The organism is Rhizobium sp. NZLR8 (assembly GCF_019685025.1).
Taxonomy (GTDB): Bacteria; Pseudomonadota; Alphaproteobacteria; order Rhizobiales; family Rhizobiaceae; genus Rhizobium.
In genome coordinates, this window is record NZ_JABDVY010000004.1 from 405,768 (window position 1) to 418,079 (window position 12,312).

Annotated in this window: 13 protein-coding genes; 7 read left to right on the plus strand and 6 right to left on the minus strand. The window is 63.0% G+C overall.

Annotated elements, in window-relative coordinates:
* Positions 1-15: 15 nt before the first annotated feature.
* Both HJB89_RS12440 and HJB89_RS12445 read right to left on the minus strand, forming a co-directional pair.
* On the minus strand, positions 16-402 hold the full coding sequence (locus tag HJB89_RS12440) for a hypothetical protein (protein WP_409201824.1): 387 nt from the start codon (positions 400-402) through the stop codon (positions 16-18).
* A gap of 5 nt (positions 403-407) precedes the next feature.
* Positions 408-1,217 (minus strand): thioredoxin family protein, encoded by an 810-nt coding sequence (locus HJB89_RS12445; RefSeq protein WP_207580986.1) that lies wholly within the window; start codon positions 1,215-1,217, stop codon positions 408-410.
* A 119-nt stretch (positions 1,218-1,336) separates the two neighbouring features.
* On the opposite strand from HJB89_RS12445, the gene HJB89_RS12450 reads away from it, so the two are divergent.
* The 3 genes from HJB89_RS12450 to HJB89_RS12460 all read left to right on the plus strand — a co-directional run bounded on the left by HJB89_RS12450 (position 1,337) and on the right by HJB89_RS12460 (position 4,508).
* A complete protein-coding gene (locus HJB89_RS12450; protein ID WP_207580985.1) occupies positions 1,337-2,557 on the plus strand; it encodes a helix-turn-helix domain-containing protein in 1,221 nt (406 codons plus the stop codon).
* Positions 2,558-2,650: 93 nt separating this feature from the next.
* Positions 2,651-3,283 (plus strand): PQQ-binding-like beta-propeller repeat protein, encoded by a 633-nt coding sequence (locus HJB89_RS12455; RefSeq protein WP_207580984.1) that lies wholly within the window; start codon positions 2,651-2,653, stop codon positions 3,281-3,283.
* A 310-nt stretch (positions 3,284-3,593) separates the two neighbouring features.
* Positions 3,594-4,508: a phosphotriesterase gene (locus tag HJB89_RS12460; protein ID WP_207584338.1), complete on the plus strand. Its 915-nt coding sequence runs from the start codon at positions 3,594-3,596 to the stop codon at positions 4,506-4,508.
* A 200-nt stretch (positions 4,509-4,708) separates the two neighbouring features.
* Here HJB89_RS12460 and HJB89_RS12465 read toward each other — a convergent pair whose 3' ends face one another.
* Entirely contained in the window at positions 4,709-5,242 is a 534-nt protein-coding gene (locus HJB89_RS12465) for a GNAT family N-acetyltransferase (protein ID WP_207580983.1), read from the minus strand.
* A gap of 84 nt (positions 5,243-5,326) precedes the next feature.
* On the opposite strand from HJB89_RS12465, the gene HJB89_RS12470 reads away from it, so the two are divergent.
* Complete coding sequence (locus HJB89_RS12470; RefSeq protein ID WP_207580982.1) at positions 5,327-7,069, plus strand: ATP-binding protein; 1,743 nt, start codon at positions 5,327-5,329, stop codon at positions 7,067-7,069.
* 10 nt (positions 7,070-7,079) lie between these two features.
* The gene (locus HJB89_RS12475; RefSeq protein ID WP_164011395.1) at positions 7,080-7,481 is read left to right on the plus strand and encodes a PleD family two-component system response regulator; all 402 of its coding nucleotides are present in this window, start codon (positions 7,080-7,082) and stop codon (positions 7,479-7,481) included.
* Between the two features lie 294 nt (positions 7,482-7,775).
* Here the strand turns inward: HJB89_RS12475 and HJB89_RS12480 are convergent, their stop codons facing one another.
* Positions 7,776-9,158 carry a PLP-dependent aminotransferase family protein gene (locus HJB89_RS12480; RefSeq protein WP_221149946.1) on the minus strand — a complete coding sequence of 461 codons (1,383 nt, stop codon included), beginning with the start codon at positions 9,156-9,158 and terminating at the stop codon, positions 7,776-7,778.
* Positions 9,159-9,280: 122 nt separating this feature from the next.
* Here HJB89_RS12480 and HJB89_RS12485 point away from each other — a divergent pair, with 122 nt between their 5' ends.
* On the plus strand, positions 9,281-10,144 hold the full coding sequence (locus tag HJB89_RS12485) for a DMT family transporter (protein WP_207584337.1): 864 nt from the start codon (positions 9,281-9,283) through the stop codon (positions 10,142-10,144).
* 24 nt (positions 10,145-10,168) lie between these two features.
* On the opposite strand, the gene HJB89_RS12490 is transcribed toward HJB89_RS12485, so the two are convergent.
* Positions 10,169-10,783: a 3'-5' exonuclease gene (locus HJB89_RS12490; RefSeq protein ID WP_221149947.1), complete on the minus strand. Its 615-nt coding sequence runs from the start codon at positions 10,781-10,783 to the stop codon at positions 10,169-10,171.
* 227 nt (positions 10,784-11,010) lie between these two features.
* Between HJB89_RS12490 and HJB89_RS12495 the strand changes: the two genes are divergently transcribed.
* Positions 11,011-11,478, plus strand: a complete 468-nt coding sequence (locus HJB89_RS12495) for a DUF4168 domain-containing protein (protein WP_207580979.1) — start codon at positions 11,011-11,013, stop codon at positions 11,476-11,478.
* 82 nt (positions 11,479-11,560) lie between these two features.
* On the opposite strand, the gene HJB89_RS12500 is transcribed toward HJB89_RS12495, so the two are convergent.
* On the minus strand, positions 11,561-11,947 hold the full coding sequence (locus HJB89_RS12500) for a cupin domain-containing protein (RefSeq protein ID WP_221149948.1): 387 nt from the start codon (positions 11,945-11,947) through the stop codon (positions 11,561-11,563).
* Positions 11,948-12,312: the final 365 nt, after the last annotated feature.

The following is a 12,312-nucleotide window of genomic DNA, read 5'->3' on the forward strand; positions in this document are numbered from 1 at the left end:
ATGGCGTTGGCACCATCACTGGCGGCCTATACCTCGCCTGCCGGCAGCAAGCCGCAGCCAGGGCGCCAAATGGAAGCCGCTCATCAGCAGGTACATCGGCACCATTCCGCCGATCGGCAGGAAATCCGGCGTGGTCGTGCAGATCATGTCGGCGCTGCTAGCCGTGGCCGTCAGCAGCGCCATGAGCGCAAATGTCGGGGCGGCGGCGAGCGACAGCCAATCAGCGGCGGCGAGGGTGCTCCAGGTGGATTTGCCCGGTTTACCGACGGACCCGTCTGCAGCGGCGGCCAGCGAGAGCCATTCGGCGGCGTTGAGGGCGGCGTTGCCGCCCGGGGCAGCCATGCTGGCGCCCGAGGCGGCGTATTCGCCGCCCCTTCTCGAGGTGTGGAGGGGAAGCGGCATTGGAGTCACTCCTTGCCATATCGGTCGTGGTGGCGCCACCAGACGCCGGTTTCGTTGCGTCCCTTGGGAGCGCGGTCGAGCCATTGGTACATGCCCCAGAGCCCGTCGAGCCCGCGGGAATAGCTGGAATAGCTGTGGTAGACGGCGCCATCGGCAAGCTCGAAGGCGCTGACGCCCGGCCGGTCGCGGGTGTAGGTGGCGACATCGGTTTCGGTCATGGCGGCGATCTGCGCCACCGGTCCCTCGCTGCCGCGCAACTGCCATTCCTGCACGGTCTTGCCGGCCAATGGTTCGAAGGCGAGTGGTTCGGGGGCGGGCTGCTCGCGGCGGTAATTATATTCTATGTCGCCCTGGCGCTGCTGCTCGGGGGTGAACCAGACGCTGAAATCGCCGTTGAAGTCGCTGCCGAAGGAGGAGGCCCAGGGAAAGCTCCAGCCCATGCGCTGCTTGAATGCCTGAAGCTTTGCGATCGGCGCCCGCGAGATCGCCGTGAAGGCGACGTCGTGGTTTTCGAGATGAACGAAGAAGCCGTTGAATCCGTCGGCGATCGAGGAGCAGGACGGGCATCCGGCGGTGTAATCCGGCCCGAACATGAAGTGATAGACGAGGAGCTGCGAGCGGCCGCCGAAGAGGTCCTTCAGCGAAACGTTGCCCGCCTCGGTGTCGAAGCGGTATTCGTTGTCGATCCTGACACGCGGCAATTGCTGGCGCTTCATCGCCAGCGCGTCGCTCTGCCGCGTCAGCACCTTTTCCTCTTCGAGCAGATCGAGCCGCGCTTCCAGCCACTCCTGCCGTGTTCCGAGCTGTATCGTCATTGGGTCTTCTCCTTTGCCTGTCTATCGTCGTAGCATCCGGCGCAGGGTTGCCAGCCGGTCTCACGCAGATTACGGCCGGGCAGGGGAATAACGGGAGTGACAAGTGTGACGGGATTTGAATGGACTCGCTGATCACAGCCGCGGCGCGGGCGCTGGCATCGGGCGATGCACTCGGCGCGCTGAAGCGGGTGGCGTTGCGCGACGATGCGCCGGCACTGGCGCTGCGCGGCATCGCGATGGCACAGCTTGGCGATCTCGTTCGCGCCAAGGCGCTGTTGAAGAGTGCGGCGCGCGCCTTCGGCCCACGGGAGGCAGTGGCGCGAGCGCGCTGCGTGGTCGCCGAGGCCGAGATCGCGCTCGTCTCGCGCGATCTCACCTGGCCGCCGAAGGCGCTGGAAGCGGCGCGCAAGGTGCTGGATGCGCACGGCGACAGGGTCAATGCCGCCCATGCAGGCAATGTGGCCATTCGCAGGCTGGTGCTGATCGGCGGCCTCGACGAGGCCGAGCGCTCGCTCGCAGCACTCGATCCGACGCCGCTGCCGCCGGCTCTGCGGGCTGCCCACGAGCTGGTGGCGGCTGGCATTGCCGTCCGCCGCTTGCAGACGAGGGCGGCGCGTTCGGCGCTTGACCGGGCAAGGCTTGCAGCGCGCGCGGCCGATATCCCGGCTTTGACGGCGGAGGTCGAAGCCGCCGCCCTGGTGCTCGATACTCCGGCGGCGCGGCTGCTGTCGCGCGGGCAAGAACGTCCGCTGCTGCTTGCTGCGGTGGAAGAGCTGCTTTCCTCCGGCATGCTCGTCGTCGATGCCTGCCGCCATGTGGTGTGGAACGCTGGGACGGCGGTCTCGCTGGCGACGCGGCCCGTGCTGTTTGCGCTCGCCCGCGCACTTGCCGAAGCCTGGCCGGCGGATGTGGCACGGGGTACGCTCATCGCCCGTGCCTTCCGTGGCAAACACGCCGATGAATCGCATCGCGCCCGGCTGAGGGTCGAGATCGGCCGGCTGCGCGCCGAGCTGCGCGGACTGGCGGAGGTTTCGGCGACGAAGCGCGGCTTTGTGCTTTCGCTGCCCGGCGCCCGGGAGATTGCCGTGCTGGCCCCCCTCGTCGAAGGGTCTCATGGGGCGGTGCTCGCCTTTCTGGCCGACGGCGAGGCTTGGTCGAGCTCGGCCTTGGCGATCGCGCTCGGAGCGAGCCCCCGCACCGTGCAGCGGGCGCTGGATTCCCTGGCTGGGGAAGGCAAGGTGCAATCACTGGGGCGCGGGCGGGCACGGCGCTGGATGAGCCCGCCGCTATCGGGTTTCCCGACGATCTTGTTACTCCCCGGGCCGCTGCCGAGCGATTAGGATCGCCCGAGTTATAAGCAAGCCGAGTTTTAGGGAAGCCCGAGTTACAGGAAGGCCCGAGTTACAGGAAAGCTTGAGTTATAGGGAAAAGAGATGAAAAAATCAGCTGCGAATATCCTGCGTGAATATGGACCGTTTCCCGGCGCCGAGCGCGTCAATGGCGTCACCTTCGACGGCGCGCATGTCTGGTTTGCCTCGGGCGACCGCCTGAACGCGCTCGATCCCGCAAGCGGCGAGGTGGTGCGCTCGATCGAGGTCGCGTCCCATGCCGGAACGGCCTTCGATGGCGAGTTTCTCTATCAGATCGCCGAGGATGTCATTCACAAGATCGACCCGAAGACCGGCCGCATCCTCTCCACCATCCCGGCGCCCGGCAATGGCGGCGATTCCGGGCTTGCCTGGGCCGAAGGCACGCTCTGGGTCGGCCAGCACCGAGGCCGCAGAATCCATCAGATCGACCCGGAGACGGGCAAGATCCTGCGCACCATCGAATCCAACCGAGTCGTGACAGGCGTTACCTGGGTCGACGGCCAGCTCTGGCACGGCACCTGGGAGGGCGACGACAGCGACGTCCGGCGCATCGACCCCGAAACGGGGGAGGTGCTGGAACGTCTCGACATGCCCGAAGGCGTCGGTGTCTCCGGCCTCGAATCCGATGGCGGCGACTGCTTTTTCTGCGGCGGTGGCGGCAGCGGCAAGGTTCGCACGGTGCGCCGGCCGGGGTGAGAGCCACGCGCCACCGTGGTAGGGCCCGGTCGCGCGAAGTGGGAGCGATCGATCCAATAGATCGATTTGCGGGGACGCAAAGGCAAGGACGGGACGAGACGTCGTTGACGCGGCGCCGAAGACGCCGATGCGGCATATCCTCTCCCCGGCGGCCGTTTGCTCACCAGCAATCAGTGCGAAGCCGGAAATTGACACGAGCGCACTTGCAGAATTTCGATCGAGTGGGCGATTGATTTCGTCACTTAACGATCTACCTTCGCGGTTTCGGGCGAGGGCTTTGCCCGAAGCCGTTATGACCGCGGGAAAGACTTTGAAGCATCTGCACACAACGCTCGGGCCTAGGAGCAAATCTCAACTGGGGATGATCCTCCCGCATGAGCACGTCTTCGTTGACCTCAGGACACCCGACCAGCCCGGTTATGCCGAAGCAGAGACCGACGCCGTCGTTCGGCTGATGGCCCCGGAAATCGAGCGGATCAAGAAGCTCGGGGTGACGGCACTCGTCGAATGCTCGACGGGCGGCGTCGGACGTCGTGCGGATATCGATCTTGCCGTGTCGCTTGCTACGGATTTTCCGATTGTGGTTCCCACCGGCAATTACCGCGAGCCGTGGATCCCCGAATGGGTCCGCTATGCTTCCGAGAAGGAGCTTGAGGCGTGGATGCTTCGCGAGCTGACGGAGCAGATCGGCGAGACTGGGTTCCAGGCGGGCTGGATCAAGCTCAGCGCCGGCGATGACGGCATGACGGCGCTCGAGACGAAAATCCTGCGGGCAGCCGCGCGCGCGGCAGCGCAGACAGACGCCGTCATCGGCAGTCATACGATCAGAGGACGGGTCGTCATGGATCAGCTCGATGTCATCGAGGCGGAGGGCTACAGGGCCGACAGGTTCATCTCGATCCATACGCAGGAAGAAAAGGACTTCGCCTACAACGTCGCCGTCGCCGAGCGCGGCGCTTGGATCGAGTATGACCATGTCGGCAGGGCCGGGGACAAGGAGGTGGCGGAACTGGTGATGAAGGCGCTGGAGGCGGGCTGCGGCGACCGCCTGTTGTTGAGCCATGACCGGGGCTGGTTCGATCCGGCGCTGCCGATGGGCGGGACACCCAAGCCGTACACCCATCTTTCCACGGTCCTGCTGCCCGAGCTAAAACGGCGGGGCGTGGACGACGGGACCCTGATGCGCCTGACCCACGAGAACCCGTTCGAGGCTTTCGCCCGATAGGGGCAGGGGGCGGGCGAAAGAAACCTACCGGCGTAACCGTTTTCCGAGAAGCGCGATGATCACTTGAGCGGGGCGCCGATATCAACGGCCTGCTCAAAATCCGCAACTTGTCCGCATCGATGAGATCGGCCGGCGTCACGATGCCCTTGGCGGTGATTTCCTCTCCGAGGCTCGCAATCTCAGTACGACGATACGCCGACTTATACCGCTGGATCCTCATCGAACAAAAGCGCCATGCCGATCGCATCGATGAACCGGCCGTCGATACGCGCGGCGCGCCGAATTATGCCCTCGCGCACGAACCCTAGTTTTTCATAGAGTGCGATCGCCCGGAGATTGTCTTGGTAAACATCGAGTTCGACCCTGATAAACCCGACCTCCTGCGCGGCCCTTAATGTCGTCTCGATGAGCTTTCGTCCGAGACCCTGGCCGCGATAGGCCGGAAGAATCCCCATGCCAAGCTTTCCGCGATGGGCGTGCGACGGGAAGAAATGCCGGTTGATGTCGCACCAGCCGACGACCTCGTCTTGAGCGATAGCAACGAATTGCGGATTGGCTTTTGCAATCATGCCCATCACGAAGGCGCGCGTTTCCGGTAGCGGCGTCGCTTCCAGCATGGACAGGTATTTTTTCTCCCGCGCGACCACATCGAGCGTGCGATGAAAGCTGTCGATTTGGGCAGCAGAGATCGGTTCGATCCTGACGTCTGACGTATCCGGCGCGGCGGCGTCCATGCGCTTCTCCTTCGACGATCGCGAATGCATTCGGCGGCATGCCGCGGACTTTAGGGGAGCGTATAATTCACGGTCCGTCAACCTTTGCGTGTCAATTTCTCGGCAGCAGGCGCCATCAAAAGGTTGCAGATATTGAAGGTCAGGCTAACATCCCACATTACATTCGTCTTGGTGACACTCACCTGCGCGGCGGCTGTGTTGCTGTGCGGATTTGCCTGGCTCGCCGCCGTGAAGGTCGATGATCTCTCGCTGCGCCGGCAGGCCGACTTTGTCGACCAAGGACTGGAAGAGCAGATCGCGGCGCTTCCCCGAGAACAGGAAAGCATTGCCAAATGGGACGATGCCTTCCTTTATGCCAAGCAGCGGAACCATGAATGGCTGCTCGACAATATCGGCCGGTGGACGAGCCAGTATTTCGGGCACGACAGGACTTATATCTTCGACGATACCAATCGCCTGATGTTTGCGTTCCGCGACGGCGCGGATGCCATGCCGCCACGGCTCGGCAGCGACGACGGCCAAGAAATGACAGCACTCGCCGGGGAGATGCGCGCGGTTCTTGCCGAGCAGGCTGCAAAGCCCGGCACCAAACCGCTTGGTCAACTGGCGACGGTTCGTACGATCATGATCGGCAGCCGGCCGGCAATCGCCAGCGCGCGTCCCATTCTGCCGAGCTCGGCCAGGATGCAGGTCGAAGCGGGCCAGGAGTTCATCGCCGTCTCGGTCAAGTTCATCGATGAAAAAGCCGCCGAAAGCATCGCCCATTATGCGCGCCTCGAAGGATTGCATTTCGCGTCGAAAAGTGAGGACGGGCGCGCTGAGGTGCCGGTCTCGTCACGAGACGGCGGCACGATCGGTTATCTCGTATGGTCTCCTATCCTGCCCGGATTCATGCTGCTTCAACAGATCGCACCGGCTGGGCTTGGCTGCCTGGCGCTGCTGATCGCTGTCGTGTTCTGGCTCGGGCGCGGTCTTCATCGCACGTCGCTGACCTTGCTGGACAGCCAGGCTGAGATCACCCATCACCGCTACCATCTGGAAGAAATGGTGGCCGATCGAACGGCAGAGATCGAAAGGCAGAGAGAGGAACTGGACCGGCTGCTGGTGCACGAACGCCAGGTCAATGCGCTCCAGCGCCAGTTCGTTGCCATGGCGTCGCACGAGTTTCGCACGCCACTCGCGATCATCGATGCCGCCGCCCAGCGGCTCTGCCGCTCGACCACCAATGTCAGTGGCGGTTACGTTCACGAAAAGGCGGGCGTGATCCGCAGCGCGGTGGTGCGCATGGTCGATCTGATGGAGAGCATCCTCGCCAGCGGCCGGCTCGAAACCGGACAGATCACACTGAAGCGGAGCGAAGGCGATCTGAAAGCGCTGCTCGTCGCCTGCTGCGACAGACAGCGCCACCTCAGCCGCTCGCATGTGCTCCATCTCGATGTCGAGTCGATGCCCGATCTGTTGACGTTCGACCGCAGCGCGATGGAACAGGTCTTCACCAACTTGATTTCGAACGCCGTCAAATATTCGCCCAACGCGCCGAACATTTATGTTCGTGCCCGGGTTGAGGAAAAGACGGTAGAGATCGCTATTGCCGACAGCGGCATCGGCATGGATTCGGATGATCTGCCGAAGCTGTTCCAACCCTATTATCGCGCTCGCAGTGCTACGGGCATTGCCGGAACCGGCATCGGCCTGAACGTCGTCAAGCAGGTCGTCGAATTGCATGGCGGTACCGTTGAGGTGACGAGCGAGCTCGGCAAGGGCACAACATTTATCATTCTTCTGCCAATAGAGTTTCTATTGTCGGATCAGCACGTCGCAGCTTAGGGAAAAGCTTATGGTTACAGTCCTGTGCATAGAAGATGAAGTCGAGATCCGGAACCTCCTCGTCGAGGAACTGAGCGAAGCCGGGTACAAGACGCTCGAGGCCTCGAACGGCGCCGAAGGGCTGGAAATGATCCTGTCGAAATGGCCCGATATCGTCATCAGCGATATTTCGATGCCGGTCATGGACGGACACCAGCTTCTGGCGGAAATTCAGATCAATCACCCCGAGCTCTCCAACATCCCCTTCATCCTGCTGACGGCGCTGACCGACCGGGAAAACACGCTTGCCGGTCTGCGCGGCGGAGCGGCGGACTATCTGACAAAGCCGCTCGACTTCGACCTGCTGCTCGCCAAGCTTGAAGGTTGCGTGACGCGGCTGGAAAATGACAAGGCGGTCAATCGGTCGTTTTGAGGAGTGGTTTGGGCGATGATGAAGAGTGTGCCGTGCGGCCCCTGGCCCGGCATCAACTGGCGCCTAACCTCTCCCCGTCATTCCTGTGCTTGTCACAGGAATCCAGCCACGGCGCGTCTGCGCCGTGAATGACTCCATGCAGCCTTCAAGAAAGTCTTCCGCGCCCAAGGACTTGGGCGCACTGGATTCCTGTGACAAGCACAGGAATGACGGAGGAGAGGTGGGTGCGAGATGACCACGGATGCCGCACGCTGCTGCCCGCAGCATCTCGGCCCAGTCCCCGCCTCACACTCCTTACCTCCCCAACACATCCCCCAGCATCTCGAACACTTTCGCATCTAGGGTCTGCGACACATTGAACCGCATGAAATTCGTCGCCGATTGCGACAGGCTGAAGGCATTTCCGGGAGCCAAAACGATTCTCTTTTCCAATGCGGCCCGCGCCACATCAGCGGCATCGACGCCATCGGGCAGGCGGCACCAGAGGAACATGCCGGCCTGCGGCTCCAGCCAGGGCACTATCCCCAGGCCCTTCAGCCTGGTCGAGACTTCGCTCATTGCCCGGGAGAGCCGCTGTCTCAGCGTCTCCACGTGTTTGCGATAGCTGCCGTCGCTCAAGACGTTCAGCACCAGCTCCGCCGTCAACCGGCCGCCGCCGAAGGAGGTGGCGATCTTGAGGTCGGTCAGGCCGTCGATCCATTCCGGTTTTGCGGCGACGAAACCGCAGCGGGCCGAGGCCGACAGGGTCTTCGAAAAGCTGCCAATGTGGACGACCCGTTCGAGGCCGTCGAAAGCGGCAAGGCGGGGGGCCGGCGCATGCTCGAAATCGGCAAAGATATCGTCCTCGATGATAGTGAGGTCGAATTGATCGGCGAGTTTCAGAAGCCGATGGGCCGTCACCGGGGAAAGCGTTGCGCCGGTGGGATTGTGGATGCCGGAGTTGGTGATGTAGAGCCGCGGCTGCTTCTCGGCGACGACTTGGGCAAATCGCTCGATATCGGGACCGGACGGCGTGTAGGGCACGCCGACAATCTTTGCCCGGTGGGCGCGCAGAAGCGCGTGGAAATTGAAATAGCAGGGGTCGTCGACCAGCACCGTGTCGCCGGGCTCGAGCAGGAAACGGCAGAGCAGATCGATTGCCTGGGTGCCGGAGTCGGCCAGCATGATCTGGTCGGGGGAGGCTTCGATCCCTCGTTCGCCCATGCGGCGGCAAATCAGCTGTCGCAGCTGCGGCAAGCCGAGCGGCGAGCCGTAATCGGCGAGCGCCGGTCCATCGGCGCGGGCAAGGGTTCTGAGCCCGCGGCGCATGCCTTCCCCCGGCAGCCAGGAGGGCGGCAGCCAGCCGCAGCCGGGCTTCAAGGCGGTTTCATCGGCCTCCAGCGATTGCCGGGATATCCAGAAGGGATCGACGGCGCGGTCGAGCTTCGGCCCGGCCTCGGCAAGCGCAAAGGGGGCTGCCTGGTTGGCGACGTAAAAACCCGAGCCCGGCCTTGCCAGGATCGCGCCTTCGGCGACGAGGCGCTCATAGGCGTCGACGACGGTCGAGGTCGACAGCTTCAATGTCGCTGCCAACCCCCGGACCGAAGGCAGCCTTGCACCGGGTGTGAGGCTGCGCCCCGCGATGCGCTGCCGGATCGTCGCGACGACCATCTCCACGCGCGTGCGTGCTTCGTCCATCTGTACTGCTTCCGCACCATAACAGTTTCGCGAAACCGTATCAGATTGTCACTGTCATGACTATCCGTATTGGCCGATAAGCGTGAAAGCAAAAAGGAGTGCAGCGCATCATGGAGCGCGAGATGGACCGCATGACGTCGGGATGGATCAATGGCTTTATCGGGGTGGTGATCTTCAGCGGATCGCTGCCGGCCACCCGTGTGGCGGTGATGCAGTTCGATCCGGTCTTCTTGACCGTGGCGCGTGCGGCGATCGCTGGCGTTCTGGCGCTTGGCCTGCTGATCGCTTTCAGAGAGAAGCGGCCGAGCCGGCGCGACATCCTCTCGCTTGCCATCGTCGCGCTCGGCGTCGTGGTCGGTTTTCCCCTGCTGACGGCGCTGGCGCTGCAGCACGTCACGTCAGCGCATTCCATCGTCTTCATCGGGCTGCTGCCGCTCTCGACGGCGGTCTTCGGCGTGATCCGCGGCGGCGAACGCCCGAAGCCGGCATTCTGGCTGTTCTCCATTCTCGGTAGCGCGCTGGTGGCGGGTTTCGCATTGATGCAGGGTCTGACCGCGTCGCCGGTCGGCGATCTTTTGATGCTGGCGGCGATCATCGTCTGCGGCCTCGGTTATGCCGAAGGCGGCCGGCTTTCGCGCACGTTCGGCGGATGGCAGGTGATTTCCTGGGCGCTGGTGCTGTCGCTGCCGGTCATGGTCGCGGTTGCGCTGTTCCATCGGCCGGCGAGTTTTGCCGGCATCGAAACGCCGGCGCTCGTCGGCCTTGCCTATGTCTCGCTGTTTTCGATGCTGATCGGCTTCATCTTCTGGTACCGCGGCCTGTCGCAAGGCGGCATCGCCGCCGTCGGCCAGCTGCAGCTGCTCCAGCCTTTCTTCGGCTTGGCGCTCGCCGCCACCCTGCTGCACGAACCCGTGACCTGGGCGATGCTCGCCGTGACGGTCGCCGTCATCCTGTGCGTCGTGGGTGCACGCAGGTTTGCGCGCTAGGGGAGAGTCCCGAAGCGGTCTCAGTCAGGTTTGATCGAAGGCTTCGGGCTGCAATTGCCCGATCCTCATCAGATGTTGCAGCGTGTATGACATCGACAGAGCATCGTCGAGCCCGTCATGCGCCCGTAGCGGAGGATGGTCGACGCCGAAATAGTCGGCCAGTTTGTTGCTAGGCGTCTTTGCCAAGTCCTCGATCGGCATGCCCGCAGCGATGAGAAGCTTGACGGCGTTGTCGAACCGATGGGCGGGGATGGAAGGTGGAATGCCTGCAATATAGCAACTGATGGCCATCATGTTCAGCTCATCCTTGCCCCACGACCAAAACCGGGCGCCGTCCGAGAAGCTGTCGACACCGGAAAGCGCATCCTGCAATGCCACGCCATGAGCATCGATGTCTTCTCCGGAAATGCTCGTCAGATCGGTGAAGTAAGGATCGAGCGGATATCTTTTGCCGAGGCGGTCGATGGGCCTGACATAAGACTTGTATGTATCCAGGATCGGATACTCTCCCTCGAGGCCGAACTTGACGGCGCCGATCATTGCAACGACGGGGTCGGGATCGTGGGCCGCGCACCAAAATCTGCGTTGCGAGCCTTCGAGGCAGAGAAATTCACAGTCGAATATGATGGCGGTCTTCATTGTCGGCATTCCCTCCAGGCTGGTAGCCGGCACGGAAATTCCCGCACCGGTCTATACGTCGGCGGTCACAAAGCCGCCGCTCAATCGTCAGCAAATGGCCCCGTTACCGCCGCACCGTGCCCTCTTAGAGGTTCCATCGTCGCGACCTCGCCAGCCCTTGAGCGGCTGAGCGATCGACCGAGGCGGTCTTGCTGCCGACAAATCATGCACGTGAAAAAGGAACGAATATGATCACTCGTTACACACCCGTCGCAACGATGACCGCTGCGGTCTTCAGCCTGCTTGCTTTCAGCCCGGCCTCCGCTGCTGAGATGGCCCAGGCACAACAGCAGCCGTCGGCACAAGCGCAGCCGCCGGCACAGGGTCAGGCGCCGATGCAGGGACAACCCGGCGGCAACGGTGCGCCCGCCGCCGTCAGCGATCAGAAAATCGAGGCCTTTGCCGTTGCCTATCTGCAGGTCGACAAGGTCCGGCAGGAATATTCGGCCAAGATCGGCGCGACGAAGGACGAGGCTGGCAAGCAGAAGCTGCAGGCAGAAGCCAAGAAGCAGATGGTCGACACCGTCGAAGCCTCGAACGGCATCTCCGTCGAGGAATACTCCTCGATCCTGACGGCCGCGCAGAGCGACCCGGCTCTGGCCAAGAAAGTGCTGGAAAAGATCGGCACGCCGCCGCCGGGGCAGCAGCAGCAATAGGCTTAAACCGAAACGACGGGGCGGGCGGGCTGAAAGTCCACTTCGCAAGCACTTCCCGCGCCCGCCCCAATTCTGATGCGGCCTACTTGGCGGGCACGACCAGCGCCTCGCCCTTGCGCACGATGTAGGTCGCCAGCTCCGAAGCCTCGCCGTTGCCGACGTTCTTTGCCGAGTGCACCACGCCCGACGGAATGAACAGGGACTGGCCGGCCTTGACCGTCACCCGCTGCCTGCCTTCGAGCTGATATTCCAGCGTTCCCTCGAGAACAAAGGCGATCTCTTCGCCAGGATGCGAATGCTTTGGCGCGAGAACGCCGGGAGCGAAATCGACGCGCACCTGAACGGCCTCATGGCCGGGCACGTCGATATCGTTTTTGATCAGATCGGTGCGTTGCAGCGGCTGTTCCGCATGCGCTGCCGTGGCGGCGCCCAGAGCGAGGGCGAGCGCCATAGCCTGGATCATTTTCATCGTGTCATCCTTCCTAAATTGACCTTTCCGGCTCGTTGGCCGCAAGGGCATTTCAGTCGATAATTGAACCGGGGATGTGTCGGGAAATCGGCATTTTTGTAAGCGAGTGTATCTAGGCAGCGGCGGCTCCGGGCTGTTCGGGTGGCGGGATTTTATCTTCTGTCCTGCCGTGCAAGCCCCCCTCTGGCCTGCCGGCCATCTCCCCCACAGGTGGGGAGATTGGCAAGTGGCTAAACCTTCCCGCCCGTCTACCGTTCGGCATGCTGTGACGCTTGTTGTTTTGGGAAGCCCTTGCGCCAGGCGATCTCCCCACCTGTGGGAGATGCCCGGCAGGGCAGAGGGGGGCTTGTAAGGTAGGACAATCC